This is a genomic window from Lacicoccus kunmingensis DSM 17847 (assembly GCF_059568765.1).
Genome location: NZ_JCANUC010000002.1, coordinates 200,076 through 220,235 on the forward strand (window position 1 = coordinate 200,076; position 20,160 = coordinate 220,235).

General features: G+C 43.3%; 20 protein-coding genes and 1 tRNA gene. 10 read left to right on the plus strand and 11 right to left on the minus strand.

The annotated features are described in order from the left end of the window. Nucleotides 1-89: 89 nt before the first annotated feature. From BO48_RS03505 to BO48_RS03520, 4 genes are read left to right on the plus strand one after another with little or no spacing between them, the layout of a single operon-like run. The gene (locus BO48_RS03505) at nucleotides 90-1,235 is read left to right on the plus strand and encodes a betaine/proline/choline family ABC transporter ATP-binding protein (RefSeq protein ID WP_496366056.1); all 1,146 of its coding nucleotides are present in this window, start codon (nucleotides 90-92) and stop codon (nucleotides 1,233-1,235) included. Continuing rightward, a complete protein-coding gene (locus BO48_RS03510; RefSeq protein WP_496366057.1) occupies nucleotides 1,232-1,867 on the plus strand; it encodes an ABC transporter permease in 636 nt (211 codons plus the stop codon). The genes BO48_RS03505 and BO48_RS03510 overlap by 4 nt, the downstream gene beginning before the upstream one ends. Nucleotides 1,868-1,888: 21 nt before the next feature. Continuing rightward, nucleotides 1,889-2,830, plus strand: coding sequence for an osmoprotectant ABC transporter substrate-binding protein (locus BO48_RS03515; RefSeq protein WP_496366058.1), 942 nt, complete (start codon nucleotides 1,889-1,891; stop codon nucleotides 2,828-2,830). Further along, nucleotides 2,827-3,522, plus strand: coding sequence for an ABC transporter permease (locus tag BO48_RS03520; protein WP_496366059.1), 696 nt, complete (start codon nucleotides 2,827-2,829; stop codon nucleotides 3,520-3,522). Before BO48_RS03515 ends, BO48_RS03520 begins: the two co-directional genes overlap by 4 nt. Before the next feature lie 46 nt (nucleotides 3,523-3,568). On the opposite strand, the gene BO48_RS03525 is transcribed toward BO48_RS03520, so the two are convergent. Further along, a complete protein-coding gene (locus BO48_RS03525) occupies nucleotides 3,569-4,786 on the minus strand; it encodes a thermonuclease family protein (protein WP_496366060.1) in 1,218 nt (405 codons plus the stop codon). 238 nt (nucleotides 4,787-5,024) lie between these two features. Between BO48_RS03525 and BO48_RS03530 the strand changes: the two genes are divergently transcribed. From BO48_RS03530 to BO48_RS03550, 5 genes are all read left to right on the plus strand, one after another. Next, entirely contained in the window at nucleotides 5,025-5,645 is a 621-nt protein-coding gene (locus BO48_RS03530; protein WP_496366061.1) for a flavodoxin family protein, read from the plus strand. Nucleotides 5,646-5,678: 33 nt separating this feature from the next. Continuing rightward, a complete protein-coding gene (locus tag BO48_RS03535; protein WP_496366062.1) occupies nucleotides 5,679-6,638 on the plus strand; it encodes a TIGR03571 family LLM class oxidoreductase in 960 nt (319 codons plus the stop codon). An 86-nt stretch (nucleotides 6,639-6,724) separates the two neighbouring features. Continuing rightward, the gene (locus tag BO48_RS03540; protein WP_092986582.1) at nucleotides 6,725-6,937 is read left to right on the plus strand and encodes a hypothetical protein; all 213 of its coding nucleotides are present in this window, start codon (nucleotides 6,725-6,727) and stop codon (nucleotides 6,935-6,937) included. 198 nt (nucleotides 6,938-7,135) lie between these two features. Next, on the plus strand, nucleotides 7,136-7,630 hold the full coding sequence (locus tag BO48_RS03545; RefSeq protein WP_496366063.1) for a helix-turn-helix domain-containing protein: 495 nt from the start codon (nucleotides 7,136-7,138) through the stop codon (nucleotides 7,628-7,630). A 41-nt stretch (nucleotides 7,631-7,671) separates the two neighbouring features. Further along, complete coding sequence (locus BO48_RS03550) at nucleotides 7,672-8,985, plus strand: MFS transporter (protein ID WP_496366064.1); 1,314 nt, start codon at nucleotides 7,672-7,674, stop codon at nucleotides 8,983-8,985. Nucleotides 8,986-9,050: 65 nt separating this feature from the next. Here the strand turns inward: BO48_RS03550 and BO48_RS03555 are convergent, their stop codons facing one another. The 5 genes from BO48_RS03555 to BO48_RS03575 form a co-directional block, all read right to left on the minus strand. Further along, a complete protein-coding gene (locus BO48_RS03555; protein WP_496366065.1) occupies nucleotides 9,051-9,269 on the minus strand; it encodes a helix-turn-helix domain-containing protein in 219 nt (72 codons plus the stop codon). A gap of 10 nt (nucleotides 9,270-9,279) precedes the next feature. Then, on the minus strand, nucleotides 9,280-9,762 hold the full coding sequence (locus BO48_RS03560; protein ID WP_496366066.1) for a DUF2975 domain-containing protein: 483 nt from the start codon (nucleotides 9,760-9,762) through the stop codon (nucleotides 9,280-9,282). Nucleotides 9,763-9,892: 130 nt separating this feature from the next. Then, nucleotides 9,893-9,963 (minus strand) — tRNA-Thr (locus tag BO48_RS03565). 105 nt (nucleotides 9,964-10,068) lie between these two features. Continuing rightward, nucleotides 10,069-11,259, minus strand: coding sequence for an MFS transporter (locus tag BO48_RS03570; RefSeq protein ID WP_496366067.1), 1,191 nt, complete (start codon nucleotides 11,257-11,259; stop codon nucleotides 10,069-10,071). A 7-nt stretch (nucleotides 11,260-11,266) separates the two neighbouring features. Then, the gene (locus BO48_RS03575; protein ID WP_496366068.1) at nucleotides 11,267-11,653 is read right to left on the minus strand and encodes a MarR family winged helix-turn-helix transcriptional regulator; all 387 of its coding nucleotides are present in this window, start codon (nucleotides 11,651-11,653) and stop codon (nucleotides 11,267-11,269) included. Here BO48_RS03575 and BO48_RS03580 point away from each other — a divergent pair. Next, nucleotides 11,633-12,004 (plus strand): flavodoxin family protein, encoded by a 372-nt coding sequence (locus BO48_RS03580; RefSeq protein ID WP_496366069.1) that lies wholly within the window; start codon nucleotides 11,633-11,635, stop codon nucleotides 12,002-12,004. The two genes, BO48_RS03575 and BO48_RS03580, sit on opposite strands and share 21 nt — an antisense overlap. A gap of 114 nt (nucleotides 12,005-12,118) precedes the next feature. On the opposite strand, the gene BO48_RS03585 is transcribed toward BO48_RS03580, so the two are convergent. From BO48_RS03585 to fadX, 5 genes are read right to left on the minus strand one after another with little or no spacing between them, the layout of a single operon-like run. Further along, the gene (locus tag BO48_RS03585; RefSeq protein ID WP_496366070.1) at nucleotides 12,119-13,303 is read right to left on the minus strand and encodes a thiolase family protein; all 1,185 of its coding nucleotides are present in this window, start codon (nucleotides 13,301-13,303) and stop codon (nucleotides 12,119-12,121) included. Nucleotides 13,304-13,337: 34 nt separating this feature from the next. Further along, the gene (fadB, locus tag BO48_RS03590) at nucleotides 13,338-15,596 is read right to left on the minus strand and encodes a 3-hydroxyacyl-CoA dehydrogenase/crotonase FadB (RefSeq protein ID WP_496366072.1); all 2,259 of its coding nucleotides are present in this window, start codon (nucleotides 15,594-15,596) and stop codon (nucleotides 13,338-13,340) included. A gap of 50 nt (nucleotides 15,597-15,646) precedes the next feature. Further along, complete coding sequence (fadE, locus tag BO48_RS03595) at nucleotides 15,647-16,852, minus strand: acyl-CoA dehydrogenase FadE (RefSeq protein ID WP_496366074.1); 1,206 nt, start codon at nucleotides 16,850-16,852, stop codon at nucleotides 15,647-15,649. Nucleotides 16,853-16,904: 52 nt separating this feature from the next. Next, nucleotides 16,905-18,416 carry a long-chain-fatty-acid--CoA ligase FadD gene (gene fadD / locus BO48_RS03600; RefSeq protein WP_496366075.1) on the minus strand — a complete coding sequence of 504 codons (1,512 nt, stop codon included), beginning with the start codon at nucleotides 18,414-18,416 and terminating at the stop codon, nucleotides 16,905-16,907. Between the two features lie 24 nt (nucleotides 18,417-18,440). After that, a complete protein-coding gene (gene fadX, locus BO48_RS03605; RefSeq protein ID WP_496366077.1) occupies nucleotides 18,441-20,000 on the minus strand; it encodes a fatty acid degradation protein FadX in 1,560 nt (519 codons plus the stop codon). Between the last annotated feature and the right edge of the window lie 160 nt (nucleotides 20,001-20,160).

The window sequence follows — 20,160 nt, forward strand, 5'->3', positions numbered from 1 at the left end:
CATCAGTTTCAGACTGAAGTTTTATTGCCCATCAAGTCTGATATAATAGTGTCAGTGGAATATTACAAAACTGATAAAGGAGATACTCTATGCTAAGTATTAAAGGTTTAACCAAAATCTACCAGGGGACGACAAAGGCTGTGGATGATGTCACCATAGATATCCAGGATGGTGAGTTCGTGGCCTTTATCGGAACTTCCGGAAGCGGTAAGACGACTGCGCTCAGAATGCTTAACAGAATGATTGAACCGACGTCGGGTACGATTACCATCGATGGGAAAGACGTCAGCAAAATGAACCCTGTCGAACTGCGCCGAAGTATCGGCTACGTACTTCAGCAGATCGGCCTCCTGCCGCACATGACCATAAAAGAAAATATCGTCCTTGTGCCGAAACTTCTCAAATGGTCGGAAGAGAAAAAAGACCAGAAGGCTCGTGAGCTGCTTGAACTTGTCGATCTGCCCGAATCTTATCTTGACCGGTACCCATCGGAACTGTCAGGCGGTCAGCAGCAGCGTATCGGCGTTGTCCGTGCCCTGGCCGCTGAACAGAATATCATCCTGATGGATGAACCGTTCGGCGCGCTCGACCCGATTACGCGGGATACGCTCCAGGACCTTGTTAAGGAACTGCAGCAGAAGCTGAACAAGACTTTCATTTTCGTTACACACGACATGGACGAAGCGATTAAACTTGCGGATAAAATCTGTATCATGTCCGGCGGTAAAGTGCTCCAGTTTGATACACCGGATAACATTTTACGCGCACCGGCCAATGATTTCGTCAGGGATTTCATCGGTGAAAACAGACTGCTTCAGGACCGTCCGAATATCCGTACGGTTAAAGAAGTGATGAAGACGCCGATTACGGTCAAGGTGGACGAGACATTGAACAATGCTGTTAAAATCATGCGTGAAAATCGTATTGATACCATCTTCGTCATAAACAATGAGCAAAAACTGCTCGGATATCTGGATATTGAAGATATTCAGGAAGGCGTACGCAAAAACACGGAAATGATCGACATCATGGAACGGGATGTTTACAAAGTATCACTGGATACGAAACTCCAGGACTCGATCAGAACCATCTTGAAAAGAAACGTGCGTCACATACCTGTGGTTGATGAGAACAATATACTTAAAGGTCTGATTACCCGTTCCAATTTAGTCGATATCGTTTATGAATCCATATGGGGAGAAGATGAAGTGCCGGCTGGAGCTGATAGCCGATGATGGATTTCATATCAGAAAACAGAGCAGAACTGCTCGAAAAGACAATGGAGCATTTCTTCATTTCAATCATCGCACTTTCAATCGGCATATTGATCGCGGTGCCGCTCGGCATATTCATTTCGAAAAATAAAAGGCTGTCCGGCACCATTTTGACGACGGCCGGCGTACTCCAGACGATACCGACACTGGCACTTTTAGCACTGATGATTCCATTATTCGGCGTCGGAAAAACACCGGCGATCATCGCACTTGCTGCGTATATTCTTCTGCCGATGCTGAATAACACCATCATCGGGGTGCAGAGCATTTCAGGGGAAGTAAAGGAAGCTGCAAAAAGTATGGGCATGACCAATATGCAACTGATGCGTTCGGTCGATTTCCCGCTCGCCCTGCCCTATATTATGTCAGGCGTACGGCTTTCAAGCGTTTACGTCATCAGCTGGGCGACACTGGCGAGCTACATCGGTGCTGGCGGACTCGGAGACTTTGTTTTCCAGGGACTGAATTTATATGAACCGATGATGATCATCGTTGCCGCAGTACTCGTTACGACCATTGCTCTTGTCACTGATCTGATTTTATCTTTTGTCGAAAAATGGTCAGTGCCAAAAGGACTGAAAGTATCCAGATAAAAGGAAGGAGTTTAACTTACAATGAAACAATTTAAAAAAATGTTCATCGTGATGCTGACTTCTTTATTGTTGTTGTCTGGATGCAGTCTGCCGGGTCTCGGCGGCGGTTCAGATGATCCGATAAGAATCACATCACTCGATACAAGTGAATCACAGATTATGGCTCACATCGTGAGACTAATGATCGAACACGACTCTGATGGCTATTTGAATCCGACCATCATTAATAACCTCGGTGCTTCAACACTGCAGCACCAGGCAGTATTGAACGGGGACGCCAATATGTCAGCAGTCAGATATTCCGGTACTGAAATGACCGGGCCGCTTGAACAGGAGCCGATTACCGATCCCGAAGTGGCAATGCAGACTGCAAAAGACATTTTCTATGACACATTCGATCAAATATACTTTGACTCATACGGCTTTGATAACTCGTATGCATTCATGGTGACAAAGGAAACAGCAGAAGAGTACGACCTTGAAACGACTTCAGACCTTGAGGAATATCAGGATGACTTCCGTTTCGGTGTGGATACGACATGGCTGCAGCGGCCGGGTGACGGTTATGAAGGATTTACAGAACATTACGGTTTTTCATTCAGCAGTATCAGCCCGATGCAGATCGGTCTCGTCTATGATGCGCTCGACACAGGCAGCCTCGAAGTTGCACTCGGCTACACTACAGACGGCCGGATTGCCGCATATGATCTGGTAGTTCTGGAAGACGATATGCAGTTCTTCCCGCCGTATGATGCTGCACCGCTTGTGACTGAAGAATTGATGAATGAGTATCCGGAGCTTGAAGGCACAATGGAAAAACTGGATGGTATCATCACCACCGATATGATGCAGCAGCTGAACTATGAAGCAGATGGCCAGGGCAAGGAACCCGCAGTCGTCGCTGAAGAATTTCTTGAAGAGAATAATTACTTTGAAGACACAGAAAGCGGGGATCAGTCATGACTGGAAATGTTATCACAGACTTTTTTAATTACTTTATTGTAAATGGCGGCTACATTTTTGAACTGTTCTTCAATCACCTGCTGATGTCGATCTACGGTGTAATTTTCGCTTCGGCAGTCGGTATCCCGATTGGGATTTTGATCGCACGTTTTTCCAAATTATCAGGGGTGATCATCACACTGACGAATATCATCCAGACGATTCCGGTCATTGCGATGCTGGCGATTATGATGCTCGTCATGGGTCTCGGCAATACGACAGTCGTCGTGACGGTATTCTTCTATGCTCTTCTGCCAATCGTTAAAAATACTTATACAGGTATCTCAAACGTGGACTCCAACATCAAAGATGCAGGTAAAAGTATGGGGATGACACGCAACCAGGTGCTGACGATGATAGAACTGCCGCTGGCACTATCCGTCATTATCGGCGGCCTTAGAATCGCACTCGTTGTTGCAATCGGTGTTGTTGCCGTTGGTTCATTCATCGGCGCGACGACACTTTCAGATATCATCATCCGCGGAACCAACGCTTCAGAAGGTACGGTCTTCATACTGGCCGGTGCGGTACCGATCGCAATCATAGCGGTTCTGGTAGATATCGGTCTCAGACTGCTTGAGAGAAGACTTGACCCGACGAGAAGAAAGAAAGCAAAAAGTGAAACCAATCCACGTGTACAGACCATCAACTAAAATAAAGACTGCAGCATCCGATTATTACGGATGCTGCAGTCTTTTTCTATTCACAAGCATGATTGTCTTTATCTCTGTCCATCTTTGGCTGATATGCCGGATGATCCGACGGCACCCCGTCAGGAAACACTTCCTTCAATTCGATACAGTTCGCAAAGTTATACGATTCAGACGCACTGGTGCCGGTTCCCGAACCCGCATTGTTTGATGAAGTGTCCGCGGCAGGTTGTGAAGCGGTCTCTTCTTCCTCATAATTGAACCCTTCGCTACCTTCATTGACATATCCCGGGATTGACCATATACCAAGCTGATTATCTTTCGCATATTGTTCGGCAGCCCTAAATTCTTCCAGGTAGCGCTGCTGCTCATATATAAAACCGACCCTCGCCAGTCCCTCTTCAAGTAATACTTCGTGGACACTGACATCATCTGTATACAGATAAACAAGGTCTCTCATATAATGATCTTGCTTTTCTCCCTCATCATATTCAATATATAACTGGTTTGCATTGTTTAAGAGCTCCGTCAGTCGTGCTGCGGCTTCCTTGCCATATGGCTGAACCGGCTCATTTGGATGAACCGTTTCAGGCGTATCTATCAACAATAATCTTAAATTTAAATTATTACCATTTTCATCAACAACATGGACAGTATCTCCATCAACAACACGATAAAGATCGACAGGAATCAAACCGTCTTTAACAGTTTTCTTCTCAGCTTCAGCCTCTTCTGCTGCTTTTTCTTCCTCGGCCTTCTTCTCAGCTTCAGCCTCTTCCGCTGCCTTTTCTTCTATCTCTTTCTCGGTTTCAGAAACCGCTTCAGATTCTTTTTCCTCATTGACTTCATCAATGGTTGCCTCAACCACTTCTGTATTTATATCATTCTCAATTTCTTCTGTCTCAGTAGAAAGTCCGACAAACAGAAAAGATAGTATAAGCATACCGATCGTAATTCCGGTGGTAAGATTAAACTTTCCTCTTTCGTTATGTTTATTTTTGTAAATTTTATTGAATAAAAGAGACAGGACAAGCCCGCCGGTGGATAATAAAAATACAATGAGGAAAATATCTGACAGTCCGACACTAATGCTTACAACCCCATATACGAGCATTAAAAATAATGTGGCCGATACACTGAGTAATGTGCCTGTCCATAACTTTTTCTGTAACTTACCCTCCACACTCCTGCTGTAAAGTGCACTCAAGTATAATCCAAAACTGAACAACAGCCCGACGATTATCATTGGTATAAAAATAAAGCCCACTTCAATCCACTCCTAATATATGTTACTTATATTAGTATACGACAAACAAAAGGAATATTAATGAATAATATGTAATATATATGACAAATTCACACATTTTATGCGCATAATTAATATATTGGTAAATATTTTTACTGTACACCGCCTTTTTATATGTAAATTACATTCATTTAGTTTACCCTCACCACTCTCGGGAACAAGACAAGTAAGTATATATTTCGAAAGGAGTTTATTTTTTATGAGTATTAAAGCTCTTTATTTAAATACATCTCTTAAAACTGGAGAAGAGACATCCAATACTGAAGCTCTGATGCAGAAATCGATGGATATTCTTGAAAATGAGGATGTTGAAACGGAACTGTTAAGAATTGCAGACTATAATATCATTCCCGGAATGAGTGCAGATATGGGCGGCGGTGATGAATGGCCGGAAATCTTCCGTAAAATAAACGGCTCTGACATCATTGTGATCGGTACACCGATTTGGAACGGTCATAAAAGCAGTCTCGCAACAACCGTGATGGAACGTATTTATGCGCAGAGTTCAGAAACCGCTGATAATGGACAATCCAAATATTATAACAAAGTGTTTGGTACAGTAGTGACAGGTAATGAAGACGGCGCCAAGGAAGCAGGTGGATCAATTCTCTCGCGGATGGCAAACCTCGGTTTTACAATCCCGCCCAATACAAATGCATATTGGGTCGGTGAAGCCGGTCCCGGCCCGTCTTATATAGATGCTGGCCAGGAGAACGAATTTACTAAAAATCAAATACAGATGATGAGTTATAATCTGATTCACTTTGCACGGATGTTTAAAGACAACCCCATCCCTGCAGAAGGCAATCTTCTTGAATAAAACTCATTATAAACTGACTGAAGGAGCATCATATTGACACAAAAAAATAACCATAATAAATTTTCCGACCATCCGGGTTTCAGCAATGTATTCAAACCCGGCAAACTGACTTTGGGTCTGATGGCCCCTTTTAAAGGCTATACAGACGGCATACCCGATCTTGAAGGCTTTGGCGAGCTCGCCGAGATAGCGGACAACAGTAATATCGCCGCACTATGGATTCGTGATGTACCCGCATTCGATCCTAAATTCGGCGATGCGGCTCAAATTTATGACCCATCCACTTCACTTGGTTATCTTGCTGCCAAAACTGAAAATATCACTCTCGGCTCGGGGGGCCATATCGCTACGCTCCGTCATCCGATTCATATCGCAAAGGAAGCTGCCAGTCTGGATAAGTTAAGTAACGGACGATTCATTTTAGGTCTTGCTTCAGGCGACCGTAAGAAGGAGTATCCTGCTTTCAATGAAGATTATGATAACCGCAGCGAAAGATACAGAGTAGCTTTTGACCTGATTCGAAAATTGCATACTGAAAGTTATCCGACAGGCAGTTCAGACCATTATGGCACATTGTCAGGAGAGATTGATTTCCTTCCTAAACCTGATGGTGAGATTCCGATTGTTTCAATTGGACGTGCAGAACAGATGCCGGAATGGACATCCAATCATCCGGATGCATGGATCTGGCACGGACTGAATCCGAAAGACAGCGGAAAAATCGTCCGGGAAATAGATAAACTGAATGCAACCGGTAACTGGAAACCTTTCGGCTATGCTAATGCTGTGCACCTGCTTGAAGACCCGGACGCACCCCTTGAAATCAAAAGCAATATGCATTTGAGCGGCGGATCGAAAAGTATCGTCGAACATTTCAAAGGTCAAGAAGAGATGGGGCTTTCACATATCTCCATCAACCTTCATCCAAATAATGACCGCCCCGCTAAAGAAGTACTGCACCAGTTTATAGAAGAAATTGCCATTCACTTCTGACATTGTCAATTGAAAATAAAACATGCTTTTAACATTCATCACAACGGGTATAGTATCACTACATCTATTAAATGGAGGATGTTAATATGAACTTTAAAAAGTATCTACTGGCCGGCGGCCTCGCTTCAGTACTCGTTTTAGGCGCCTGCGGAGGCGACGAAGACAGTGCGGAAGACACTGGCGGTGAAGGCGCCGGCGATACAGAAGAAACCAGCGGTGTCGAAGATGAAGAATCATCAGACAGTGCCGGGGAAACGATTGAAGAATCCGGTGAAGAACCTGACAGCTCAGAACAATAAAGATGGATAAACGATAAAATAATGATGACAAAAAGACTGTTATGAAAGTTCCCACTTCATAACGGTCTTTTTTATTTTGAAATCACTTTACTTTTTACAATCCTGATGTATACTATAAATACAATCTAATTTATTAGTTCGACTAATAATAACAGTTCGTACTGTTTAAACAGGTCGGAAAAAGAGGAGAAACAGTCAATGTCAAAAAACGAGAACAAGTCCCTGCCAATATCAGTAGAACAGGCAAAATTACTAGGAAGCGCGCTTAGAATAAAGATCATCGCAGCGATTGAAAACGTCCCGAAAACTTCAAAGCAGGTTGCTGTTGAAATCAACGAGTCACCCGGAAATGTCCACTACCACATGAAAAAGCTGTATGAAGGTGACCTTATAGAACTGGTCGAAGAAAAACAAGTCGGCGGTGTCGTTCAAAAATATTATCTGGCCAGAGCGACGACATTCAGCAGTGATCACGAAGTATACCCGGAGCTCCAGTCGGGTTCAAAAGCAGAGTCAAAAGGCTCCCTCAGCGCGGCACTTTTGCTGAAAGAAGAAGACCAGCAGGAATTACTGGATGAATTCCGTGATCTGATTGCCAAATGGGTCAAAAAGACGAATGGAAAAGATGTTCAGAATGTTGAAGAGTTTGTCATTGGGATCAAGCTCTTCCAAAGAGACGGAAATACGAAGTAATTAAAATCTACTTTTAAAGTAGAAACACGGAGGAAATTTTCATGTTATTGAACAAAGAGGTGCCTTATACTGAAAAGTTGAATTTCATTATTTATCTTCTCAGCCGGCTCATGACCAATCTGGGGAATATTGTTTATATGTTCGCAGTTTCATACTCTATTCTGTATACAACGGGTTCTGCTTTTTATTTTTCAATCAACCTTGCATTAATGACACTTGTATCCCTGCTGCTCCTTCCCTTCTCCGGGTGGTTGAGCGACGTATGGGATAAAAGGACTTTGATCATTTCCGGAGAGATTATGATGACCATCATTATCGGGGGACTTTTGGTCTATTCATATTTCTATGGGTTCAATCTGATTGCCATCTATATGACGACAGTTTTGACTTCATTCATCAACCCGTTCATCTCGAATGCTTTCCAGGCAGTGATGACTGAAATGTTCCATGCAGACAGAATTCAGAAAGTAATGGGCTACACTTCCTCCATCATGTCTTCTGCTGTCATTCTAGGCCCTGCGATTGGCGGTGTGCTTTTCGGGTTATTCGATTTCTATGTGATGATTCTGGTGTTCTTCATCGCCTACTTCATTTCAGCAGTACTCGACTTCTTCGTCAAATTCAAACTGTATTATGATGAGAAAAACTATGAGTCAGAAGATGAGTTGGGTGAAGCGGCCTTGTCAAAAACAGCAAAATTCAAGAAAGATATTTCAAAAGGTTTCGTCTATATATGGGATTCAACTATATTGAAAAGGGTATTCATCATGGCTGCCATCATCAATTTCTTTACCGCCCTGCTTGCGATCTATCCTGAAAAAGTGATGATTGTGGAACTCGGTTTCAATCCTGAAGCTGTCGGTGTCATCAATGCATTCGACGGCGTCGGTGCCCTTGTTGCAGGGGCTGTGCTCGGCACAATCAAACAGATAAACAGTCCGATCAGAGTAATGAAAGCCGGACTTCAGCTGTTATCTCTAATGTTTTTACTATATCTATTGCCTATCTATGTCGATATGCCACAGCTCGCTATGATGATATTCTTCGCAGCTATGGGATTCAGTATTGCAGTACTTGTCCAGGTGATCAATGTTCCTTTCCTCACCTATATGCAGGTCATTACACCACAGAACATCAAGGGCCGTGTATTTTCTGTCATCAGCATTTTTGCGATGAGTATTCAGCCGCTGGGCACTTTATTATACGGAATACTTTATGACTTCATGCCCTACTGGATCATACATGTCGTGAGCTTTATATTACTGCTTGCCGCCGTTGTCATTTCGATAAGAGAAGATACAATAGAAGGTGCAAAGCAGCAGTTTATCGCTAAGACTGCTGAATTGGAATCTTGACCTGTCTGTATTTGAAATAAAGCGGTGACTAATGAGTCACCGCTTTATCATCTCTATATTCAAATTTAATTTTCTTCAGAATCTTTTTCATACTCCATAATATCGCCCGGCTGACAGTCCAATGCTTTGCATATGCCTTCCAGAGTAGAAAAGCGTATGGCCTTCGCCTTGCCGTTTTTTAATATCGAAAGGTTCGCCATAGTAATACCGACTTTATCCGACAGCTCGGTCACACTCATTTTCCTTTTTGCCAATATAACATCAATATTTATAATAATCGCCATGTATTACACCTCACACTGTAAGATCATTTTCCGTTTTTATACTGATCACTTCCTGCAGCAGCCTTTCAAGCAGTGCTGCAAAAACAGTAATGACCAGAGGTGCAAATATGAACACCATGCCGACAAGAATGACTCCCGGTGCATCATCCAGTTCAGCAAAAACATACATTAAGGGCAGATTCAAAATATATAATACTGTAATGGCCATTGCACAACGTTTTATCTTTTTCAATGCACCGACAGAGCGCTCAGAGAAAGCTGTATTGGCATCGATAAAACTTAGCAATTTGAACGCCTGAAACAATGCCATATAAAACGGAATTGCTGTTAAATACAGAACTGAGAACACCCCGAGCATCAGGAAATCCCATCCTTCAATACCATCACTGACATTTCTTATTATCATTGGAATCAATGCCAAACAAATCGAAATCACCGGTAATCCGATAATGATTACCGCAAATTTTAAAAATAATGTTGATCGTCTCTTCATAAATTTCACCTCATATTTTTATTTTTAAATTATATTCTATTATTTATCGATAATCAATAAATAATGATTGAATTTCAATATTAAAATGCAAAAAAACAGCTCTGAATATTAATTCAGAGCTGTTTCAAAGAGCCGACAGCGAGAATCGAACTCGCATTTCAGCCTTACCATGGCTGCGTTCTACCATTAAACTATGTCGGCAATTAAAAATATGTATTTCAGAACATACTTTTATATTATAGCAGATTACTTCCAAATCTGAAAGCCCCGCCGGATAATAATTTTAAACCGGCGGAATCATAATATTTAACTGTCTATCAATTTCTTATCGACCCTGCCGTGCATGAAGTGATATAACACCATGCCTGCTAAAATGACGATGACAAGCAGCAGATACATGCCTCTGTAACCGGATATCGGTATGAGATAACCGAGCAAAAGCGGCCCCAGTCCGAGACCCAGATCCAATGCGATAAAATACGTAGAGTTTGCAAGCCCCATATTTTCACGTGGTGTCATCTTAATGGCCAGCGCCTGGATAATAGACTGTATATTACCGTAGCCCAGACCGAGCAACGCCGCTGCAATCAAAAGAACAATGCCGGCATATGCCTGGCTGATGACAATCATCCCGAACGCAAATGAAATAATTGCCGGATATATGACAACATTTGCGCCCTTTTTATCCATCAGTGGTCCTGTAATCGGTCGGGATAATAGAACGGTGACACCGTACACCAGGAAGAACAGACTTCCTGCCTGAACCAGATTGATTTCCTGAGCATATCCCGTCACAAATGAGAGTATGCTCGAATATGCAAATGCCATGACAAACATGATGGTTGAAACCGGTAACGCACGTTTTTCATAGTAGTCTGACAAGCTGAAAGATGCATTTTTAGGTTTCTCCGATTTTTTCACTTTCGGCGGTCTGAGCGTCAGGCTCAGCAGCAGACTGATCGCAGACATGACAAATGAGAATACAAATACGCTTGTGAAACCGATATTCGTTATAAGCATGACACCAATCAATGGCCCGATTGCCGTGGCCATGACTACCGACATGCTGAAGTAGCCGATGCCTTCACCACTCCGGCTTGCCGGAATGACCTGGGCAACTATTGTACCTGTCGCTGTAGTCGCCACCCCTATCATCACACCGTGCAGAAAACGGATAATTATCAGTCCATAAAGACCGAGCGGCAGAAAATATAAAAACGTGACGATAAAAACTAAAGTTGCACCGATCAGAAGCATTTTTTTGCCTCCGGTATAGGCAACATGCTTACCCGCGTATATTCTGCCCACCAGTGCGCCGATGACAAATATACTGGCAACAAACCCTGCCATACTCATCGAAGCATCATATTCATTCATCGCATAAATCGCCATTGTCACAAGTAATAGGTACATGGACAATGTCAGTGCGAGATTTACGATAGATGTACTTATAAAATCTTTGGTCCAAAATTTTTCTTTATAATTACTATTACTCAATTGATTATTATCTTCCTTTATATTCTTTTATTCGGAGGGATATTTTCTGCATCAGCCCAGTCAACTCTTCAATTTCTTCTGACTTTATTTCCTGCAGTGCATACTCATAAAATATATCCGTCTTATCCCTGATTTTCTCATAAACCTGCTGCCCTTCTTCAGTAATATTTATAATACGCACCAGTCTGTCTTCACCCGGTGTGCTTTTAAGAAACCCTATATCAATCAATTTCATGACCAAACGCGTGATGGTCGGCTTCTCCACACTGTTGTACCCGGCAATTTCACTGATCGTATGCGGACCGTAATTTTTTAAATAGACCATAATACGCCATTGTGAACTGTACAGGTTAAATTCCGATAACAACAGATATTGGAAAAATTTTTGGACCATGATATATACATTTTTGTCACTCCGTTATATTGGTTCGGCATGTCAGCTCAGTTAAAAATATTTTTTGACCGCTGGAGCCAGTACAAAGATGATGAGCGTTGGAATTTCAAAGAACGGATTGCAGATAAGGATCTCTATGTCATTACTGCAGCCAACGATGAACCGTTGAAAGAAGTCACATTGCCACTGATCAACCAGTTTAAAATGATATGTGAGTATATCCGGCTGAATTATAAAGGTGAGGCCATCGGAAAAGGCAGCAGACCTTTAGATGTCAAAAATGATGATAATGCTTTGCTACAAGTAGAAAAACTGAAAGAAGAAATCAAGAAAATAAAAGAACTTGAATGATGGTTTATATGATTGCTGCTCCGGGTCGGACCCGGGTCGCTCATACTTAAAAACCCATAGCCACTCAGGCTATGGGTTGAAATGAATCACATATATATTCTAAAATTTCACTTCTTATCTTACATACTCAAATATTCCTGCTGCACCCATACCGACACCGATACACATCGTCACCATGCCGTATTTGGAATCCGGTCTCCGCTTCATTTCTGAAAGCAGCCTTGCAGTCAGCATTGCACCTGATGCTCCGAGTGGATGGCCGAGTGATATGGCTCCCCCGTTCACATTCGTCTTCTCAATATCGAGACCTGCTTTTCTGATTGACGCGACTGTCTGTGAAGCGAATGCTTCATTCAGTTCGATCAGATCCATATCATCGACGGTTAAACCGGATTGTTCCAGCACTTCCGGTATCGCATATGCCGGGCCGATTCCCATAATTTTTGGATCAACACCGACCGCTTTAAATCCGACAAAGCGGGCGATCGGTGTGACACCGAGTTCTTTAACCTTATCCCCCGACATTACAACAACAAATCCTGCACCATCCGTCAGCGGTGCTGAAGTCCCTGCCGTCACTGTACCGTCAGCCTTGAAGACTGTTTTCAGCTTCGCCAGCCCTTCCATATTTGTATCCGGTCGGATGTGTTCATCTGTTTTAAATTGCTTTTTCGTCACTACCGGTCCCTGTTCATTATATGATACGTCATTTACATCCACCGGTATGATTTCATCCTCAAATCTGCCTGCTTCAAGTGCTGCCTTGGCTCGCTGATGACTTTGTACCGCATAAGCGTCCTGGTTTTCTCTCGAAACTTCAAACTCTTCAGCGACCATTTCAGCCGTCAGACCCATCGGATAAGATACACCCGAGTCTTTATCCTGCAGTACAGGGCTGTTTGTCGGCTCATTACCGCCCATCGGCACAGCACTCATCAGTTCAACACCGCCTGCAACCAGAACATCGGCCTGTTCTGCCTTAATCTGGTTTGCTGCGAGTGCAATCGTCTGAAGTCCCGAGGAACAATAACGGTTGACCGTCTGTCCCGGCACTTCATCCGGCATACCTGCCAAAAGTGCGATTGAACGAGCGATGTTCTGCCCCTGCAACCCTTCTGGAAATGAGTTTCCGACGATCACATCTTCTACAATATTCGGACTGAATTTACCGTCAACACGATCCAGTACACCTTTAAGCACCTGCGCTGCCACCTCGTCCGGTCTGTCGTGGAACATTGCGCCGCCTTTTGCCCGTCCGGCAGCGGAACGTCCGTATGCTACTATATATGCATCCTGCATTTAACTTCATCCTTTCTATGTTCGTGCATTCATTTTAATTGCGTAGCGGCTTGCCTGTGTCAAGCATGTAACTGATTCTTTCGTATGTCTTCTCTGTCTGCAACAGCTCTAAAAACCTTTCTCTTTCAAGCTTTTGCAAATACCTCTGATTGACATATGTGTTACGCGGCAGATCTCCGCCCGATAATACTTCTGCAATTTTCAACGTAATATCGTAATCATGGTCACTGATAAAGTTACCGAGACGCTGAGCATCAAGCGTTCCCTGGGCCAGTGCTTTAAAGTCACTGCCAAGAGCAATGTACTTGCCTTTCGGTTTTGGAATATAGTTCATTTCAGATTCAAGGCGCGCTTTATTTAACGCGGCTTCCACCCGCTTCTCCATATTCAGAATGATTGAATCGGTATCGCGTAAATAACCGTATCGCTTTGCTTCATAGGCATTCGTCGAAACTTTTGCCATACCGATATTGGTCAGCACTTCTGTCATGGACTTCTGCTTATCATCATGTTTATGCGTCGTACTTAATATACGGTCTGACATTTCAGCAAGTCCGCCGCCGCTTGGTAAGAGGCCGACACCCGCTTCAACCATACCGGTGTATGTTTCACTCGCCGCAACAACAAATGGCGAATGAAGGATGAGTTCACATCCGCCGCCGAGGGCTTTCCCCTGCACAGCAGTGACAATCGGCTTTAATGCGTACTTCATTCTGTTGAAACTTTCATGTAGCTGATCGATTGCCGGGCCGACCAGGTCATCCACCTTTTTCATTTCATGCGCTTTTTTCATCATATACAGGTTCGCACCGACACTGAAGTTTCTGCCGTCCGCATACAAAACCATGCTTGAATAATCTTCAGTTTCCAGCAGATCAACCGCTTCAATCAGATCCTTCGCAAAGCCGTCGGAAATAATATTATTCTGACTCTGCAGCTTCAGGAGCAGCTGGTCTTTATTTGCCACAGATAAATTAGAATCTTCACGATTCCAGATTTCACTGTCGATAAATTCTTTGACAGGCGTCACGCGCTCCAGTGACTCATCAGAATCATAAAAAGGCCCACGGCGGTCTTCTATCCACTCCGGAAGTTCACCAAGCTCTTCTTTCATACGTTCTTTTACACGTTCGAAGCCCATCATGTCCCACAGCTGGAACGGACCTTTTTTCCAGTTGAAGCCCCAGACGACTGCACGATCTATATCTTTATAATCAGATGCAGCTTTCGGTACATTCAACGCGGAATAATAGAAGTTGTTTCTCAACGTTTTCCACATGAATAATCCTGCTTTATCATCGGCATTAAAAATGATATCCATATTCGCTTTTAAATCTTTGCCGAATTTACTAAGAATTTCAAATGCCGGCTGTGACTGCTCGACATATTCGTTGGTTTCGGGGTCAAAGACTAGGATGCCTTTCTTTTCTTTCTTATAAAATCCCTGTTTGGTCTTTCTGCCCAAAGCACCGTTTTCCATCAGTTTTTCAGCAAGCTTTGTATCGTGGAAAAATTCTTTCTCGTCCGGTACCTGCTGCAGTCCTTTTGCCACTGTCACTGCAATATCGAGGCCGACCAGATCGACCAGTCCGTACGTGCCAAGGCTCGGTCGTCCGATACTGCGGCCGGTCAATGCATCCGTTTCAGTAATTGACAGTCCCTCTTTTTCAGCTCTGTACATCACTTCATTCATCGTCTGTGTGCCGACACGGTTTGCGACAAACCCGGGTACATCGTTCGCAACGACCACTCCTTTACCGAGCTTCTCTTCAGCAAAGTCCTGAGCAGCATTCACAACCGCTTCATCCGTATCCTTAAGCGGGATGATTTCAACCAGCTTCATAATACGCGGCGGGTTGAAGAAATGCATTCCGAAAAATCTCTGACGTTCATCATCGCTGAACACTTTAGAGATGTATTCGATTGGAATACCCGACGTGTTTGTCGCAAATAATGCATCGTCCTTTGCGACTGCCTTCACTTTATTCCACACGCTGTGTTTAATATCCAGTTCTTCTTTTACCGCTTCGATGTATATATCTGCATCATCCTGCTCCTTTAGATCCTCTTCGAAGTTGCCGTATGTCAGATTCGGTGCAAAATCCAAATCAAACAGCTGCGGTCGTTTTTTATCAGTAATCATCTCATAAGATTTTCTTGAAATCTTATTCGGATCTTTTTCATCTATCGCTATATCCAGTAATCTCACTTTTAAACCTGCGTTAACGAGCAGGGCAGCAATTTGACTGCCCATAACGCCTGCGCCAAGCACAGTTGCTTTTCTTATCGTCATGAAAAACCCTCCAAATTATATTATCTGTCATGCTGAATGCCGGTCGTGTACTATAGGAATGCAGAATCTCCGGTCAATGCACGTCCGATGACGAGCGCATTGATTTCATGCGTACCTTCATAAGTGTAGACCGCTTCAGCATCGGAGAAGAATCTCGCAATATCATACTCCGCAAGAATACCGTTTCCTCCGGTGATGCCGCGTCCCATCGATACGGACTCACGCAGTCTGAGAGCATTCATCATTTTCGCCGTCGATGTTGCGACTTCATCATATTCACCGTTCTCCTGCATGCGTGCCAGCTGTGCCGATAACGTCATCGCATGCGACAGGTTTCCCTGCATCATTGCGAGTTTTTCCTGAATCAGCTGATATTTGCTGATTTCTTTACCGAACTGCTTGCGCTGTGTGACATAATCAAGCGTTGCACGCAGTGCACCCGCCATGGCACCAGTCGCCATGTAAGCAACGCCTGCACGTGTAGAGTAAAGAATCTTCGCAATATCTTTGAAGCTGTTAATATTCTTCAGACGGTCTTCTTCCTTTACGGCAACATCTTTCAAATGGATATTCGTATTCGGTATGATCCTGAGTGCGATCTTATTTTCAATCACATCGATATCCACGCCGTCCTGCTCCGGCCGGATGATAAATCCTTTCGGTTTTCCCGTATCCACATCTACGGCAAATAAAGGAATCACATCCGATACATTGGCACCACCGATCCATTTTTTCGTCCCGTTGATGATCCACTGATCACCGTCACGTTTTGCGGTTGTTTCCAGCCCGCCTGCGACGTCAGAACCATGCTCCGGCTCAGTCAGTGCAAAACATGTTCTCAGTTCATGCGACTGCAGCTTCGGTATATAATGTGCTACCTGTTCTTTCGAACCGCCGAACAGAAATGCATTATGGCCGAGGCCCTGGTGCACACCGAGTACAGTAACTAAAGACACGTCGAATCGTGCCACAGTATATGACATGAAGAACTGGAACAGCTGGCTCGGTGTTTTCGCCCCTTCACGTCCTTCAAACAACAATGGGTTTCTGAAATAGTTCAGCTTCCCCATATCATCAAAAAAGTCTTCCGGCACTGTGGCATTCACCCAGTGGTCGTTGATTGAATCACGGTACTTTGTTTCCAGCAGATCATCCAGCTGTTTTAAAAATTCAACTTCCCCTTCAGTTAATTCTTTTGATACATTCAACAGATCTTCCGGATATAATTCTTTCAATACTTTATCTTTTTCAGTCATAATGTCCCCTCCGCATTTATGATAACGCTTACAATCATGTTTAGAAATTTCATTAATTCATTTCTTTTTCTTTAGCTTTTTCATTCATCATTCTCTGGATTTCCATCCTGTCCGGCTTCGCCGTAGAGTTTAATGGAATATCTTTCATCTCAAGATAAAGTCTTGGAATTTTATATCCCGCCACTCTTTCTCTTATATGTGCATCCAGAATCTCTTCGTAGTTCTCAGTTTCTTCAGCAAGAACAATCGCAGCAGATACAGATTCCCCGTATTCAGGGTTGTCATAACCGACGACAATCGCTGTTCTTACTATTGGATGTTCTGAAAGTGCAGCTTCAACTTCAGAAGGCAGTACGTTTTCTCCGCCGGTAATGATCAGCTCTTTTTTACGGTTGACGATAAAGATGTCCCCTTCTCCATCTTTTTTTGCAAGGTCTCCGGTTAAGAAATAACCGTCGCGGAATGATTTGGCAGTCATTTCCGGTTTGTTCCAGTACCCTGCCGTGACGTTTTTACCTTTAACCCCAAGTTCACCGATTTCTCCGTCTTCTGTTTCACTGCCGTCATCGTTGAACAGTTTCATATCAACGTACATGATCGGCTTTCCGATTGTCATCGGCTTCACTTTTGAATTGTGCGGTGTATTGACCATCGCAAGCGGTGCTTCTGTCAGGCCGTAACCATTGATCAGCGTAAGCCCCATGCTTTCAAATTTCTTCTGGACAGCCGGCAGCGGTGCCGATCCGCCCTGTATCAGATATTCGATATTCTCGAAGTTTTTCGGATTGAAATTCTCCGCAGCAAGCATGCCGTAAAACATCGTCGGAATCATGATTAAGTAATCCGGTTTGAATTTCGCCATCAGATTATTAATTTCAGCGCCGTCGAAGTATCTGTGAAGAACGAGCGTCCCGCCTGACATAATGAGCGGCAGTGCAGTATCGTTCAGGCCGAGGACATGGAACATCGGTGTCGAAATGATAGACGTCTGGTTGGCGTTTGTTTTATATGTCAGTGCTGCATTGATGACGTTCGAAACATATGATTCATATGTGAACATGACCCCTTTAGGCAGTCCCGTCGTCCCGCTCGTATACATCAGAGATGCCAGATCGTCGCTTTCGACATCAGCCGTTTCAAACGGGCGGTGATTTTCCGGGCTGCATATTTCATCATATTCCGCTGAATCGATATCCATGTGCAGCAGTTCTTCAGGTGTACCTGTCAGACTCTCTTTATGTCGCAGTGAATAGAAAATCATCTTCACACCGGAATCTTCGATGATGCTCTGGATTTCCATAGGCTTTAAGCGCCAGTTGATCGGCAAAAATACAACACCCATTTTAAATGATGCAAACAGTAGATCGAATATCGCTACGTCGTTCGGCGCAAAAATCCCGACAACGTCACCACGTTTGATGCCCTGATCCTTCAAATGATTCGCCAGGTTTTCCGCACGAATATTCATCTCCTGATATGACCACTCAGTCCCCTTCTGAGGGTCAATGACCGCTGCTTTCACTTCATCGTAATCCGATCTTGTTTTAATCCAATCATAATTCATTTGAATCTTCCCCTTTGTTAATAATTATTCTTTGATCGATTGTGCAAGTTTCCCCCATGTTTCATGAAAAATGCCTTTGTCGATGACTTTCAGATTTTCAGATATGACAGGCTTGAAATCCATCTGTGACAGAACATCACGTTCCAACTCAAGCCCCGGTGCGATTTCAATCATTTCCAAACCTTCATCAGTCAGCTGGAAGACTGCGCGTTCCGTAACATAATAGACGGTCTGTCCAAGTTCTCTGGAATGAGCAGCATTAAAGTCCAGACTTTTAACATGATCTACAAACTTCTTCGAAAACCCCTCTTCTTCAATCTGCAATTCATTATTTTCACAGGCCGACTTCGCCCCCACGACCATCGTCCCTGAAAATATCAATGTTTTAATCGTCTGACTGATATCTATAAATCCACCGCTGCCATTCATTCTGTCCCCGAACTTCGATACGTTGACATTGCCCGAACCGTCGATTTCAGCAAAACTCAGAAACGCAATATCCAGACCACCATTAAAAATAAAGTCCCATGTCATATCATGCCGCATTCTGGCATCAAGATTGTAATTCATGCCGAAGTGATTCCCGCTGCCGATCATACCGCCGAAAATTCCCGTATCGATATTCAATCTGACAAGATCATCAGCACGTTCTTCTCTTAAGACATTGCTCAGTTCATTATTGATGCCGTAGCCGACGCTGACAGCATCCCCCTTTTTTAAAAACTGCGATGAACGTCTTAATATGATTTTTCTGGCACTGAAGTCCAAATATTTCTCTTTCGATTTTACAATTCTGTGGTGGCCGGACAGAGCCGGATCATAATAAGTCTGAATGACCTGTTTATGATATTTCGGATTTTTATTTACAACGACATAGTCGACAAGCTCCCCCGGTATAAAGACCTCATTCGGATTATATCTTCCGCTTTCAATGACCTCTTTGACCTGCACGATGACTTTGCCGTTGTTCTGCCGCGCAGCCGAAGCAGCACTGAACCCTTCACCGAGATGAGATTCATGGGTCATAAAAATATTCCCTTTCTCATCCGCATAAGTACCTCTTAACAACGTCACATCAATGGCGGGAAAATTATAATGAAGATATTCTTCATCATTAATTTCAAGCAATGAAACCAGATCCTCCTCAGTGACATCGTTCATTTTACCGCCTGAATGTCTCGGATCCACAACCGTGTTTAATCCGATTTTGGAAATCATTCCCGGCAAAGATGATGAATGATGTCTGTAATGTGTCGCAATAACGCCCTGAGGCAGAAAATAACCCTCAATCTCATTATTCTTGATCGCTTCGATTGTAAACGGTGACGCTATAATTAAACTGGAAATGATTCTTTTCACCATACCCCTTGATACAAAAGAATCGAAATCGAAACCGTCATCAAAGTCACTGATATCATTTGAAACGATAAAAGTCAGATCATCAGGCGTCCCGTCTTCATCATGCTGTTCCGCCAGGTGCTTTAATATTTCCATCGGCAGATTGCCGGTGGATAAGGCAGCAACAGCAATAACATCTCCGTTTTTAACAATATTTTTTAAATCTCTGTATGAAATAATCTCCATATCCCAATCTCCCGACATTTAATAAAATTTTCTAATTATAAACATCCCTTTGTTTTCCTCCTTTTCACATTAATAAATGTAACACCACATTTCTTAAATGTAAACGATTTCATTTCAAATAATTCAATATTTTTAAAATTTAAATTTCACACCTAATACT

Excerpts from the sequence above, each read along its gene's own strand:
- BO48_RS03505 (WP_496366056.1), top strand. The coding sequence starts at position 90 with ATGCTAAGTATTAAAGGTTTAACCAAAATCTACCAGGGGACGACAAAG.
- BO48_RS03510 (WP_496366057.1), top strand. The coding sequence starts at position 1,232 with ATGATGGATTTCATATCAGAAAACAGAGCAGAACTGCTCGAAAAGACA.
- BO48_RS03515 (WP_496366058.1), top strand. The coding sequence starts at position 1,889 with ATGAAACAATTTAAAAAAATGTTCATCGTGATGCTGACTTCTTTATTG.
- BO48_RS03520 (WP_496366059.1), top strand. The coding sequence starts at position 2,827 with ATGACTGGAAATGTTATCACAGACTTTTTTAATTACTTTATTGTAAAT.
- BO48_RS03530 (WP_496366061.1), top strand. The coding sequence starts at position 5,025 with ATGAGTATTAAAGCTCTTTATTTAAATACATCTCTTAAAACTGGAGAA.
- BO48_RS03540 (WP_092986582.1), top strand. The coding sequence starts at position 6,725 with ATGAACTTTAAAAAGTATCTACTGGCCGGCGGCCTCGCTTCAGTACTC.
- BO48_RS03545 (WP_496366063.1), top strand. The coding sequence starts at position 7,136 with ATGTCAAAAAACGAGAACAAGTCCCTGCCAATATCAGTAGAACAGGCA.
- BO48_RS03550 (WP_496366064.1), top strand. The coding sequence starts at position 7,672 with ATGTTATTGAACAAAGAGGTGCCTTATACTGAAAAGTTGAATTTCATT.
- BO48_RS03555 (WP_496366065.1), bottom strand. The coding sequence starts at position 9,269 with ATGGCGATTATTATAAATATTGATGTTATATTGGCAAAAAGGAAAATG.
- BO48_RS03560 (WP_496366066.1), bottom strand. The coding sequence starts at position 9,762 with ATGAAGAGACGATCAACATTATTTTTAAAATTTGCGGTAATCATTATC.
- BO48_RS03575 (WP_496366068.1), bottom strand. The coding sequence starts at position 11,653 with ATGGTCCAAAAATTTTTCCAATATCTGTTGTTATCGGAATTTAACCTG.
- BO48_RS03585 (WP_496366070.1), bottom strand. The coding sequence starts at position 13,303 with ATGCAGGATGCATATATAGTAGCATACGGACGTTCCGCTGCCGGACGG.
- fadB (WP_496366072.1), bottom strand. The coding sequence starts at position 15,596 with ATGACGATAAGAAAAGCAACTGTGCTTGGCGCAGGCGTTATGGGCAGT.
- fadE (WP_496366074.1), bottom strand. The coding sequence starts at position 16,852 with ATGACTGAAAAAGATAAAGTATTGAAAGAATTATATCCGGAAGATCTG.
- fadD (WP_496366075.1), bottom strand. The coding sequence starts at position 18,416 with ATGAATTATGATTGGATTAAAACAAGATCGGATTACGATGAAGTGAAA.
- fadX (WP_496366077.1), bottom strand. The coding sequence starts at position 20,000 with ATGGAGATTATTTCATACAGAGATTTAAAAAATATTGTTAAAAACGGA.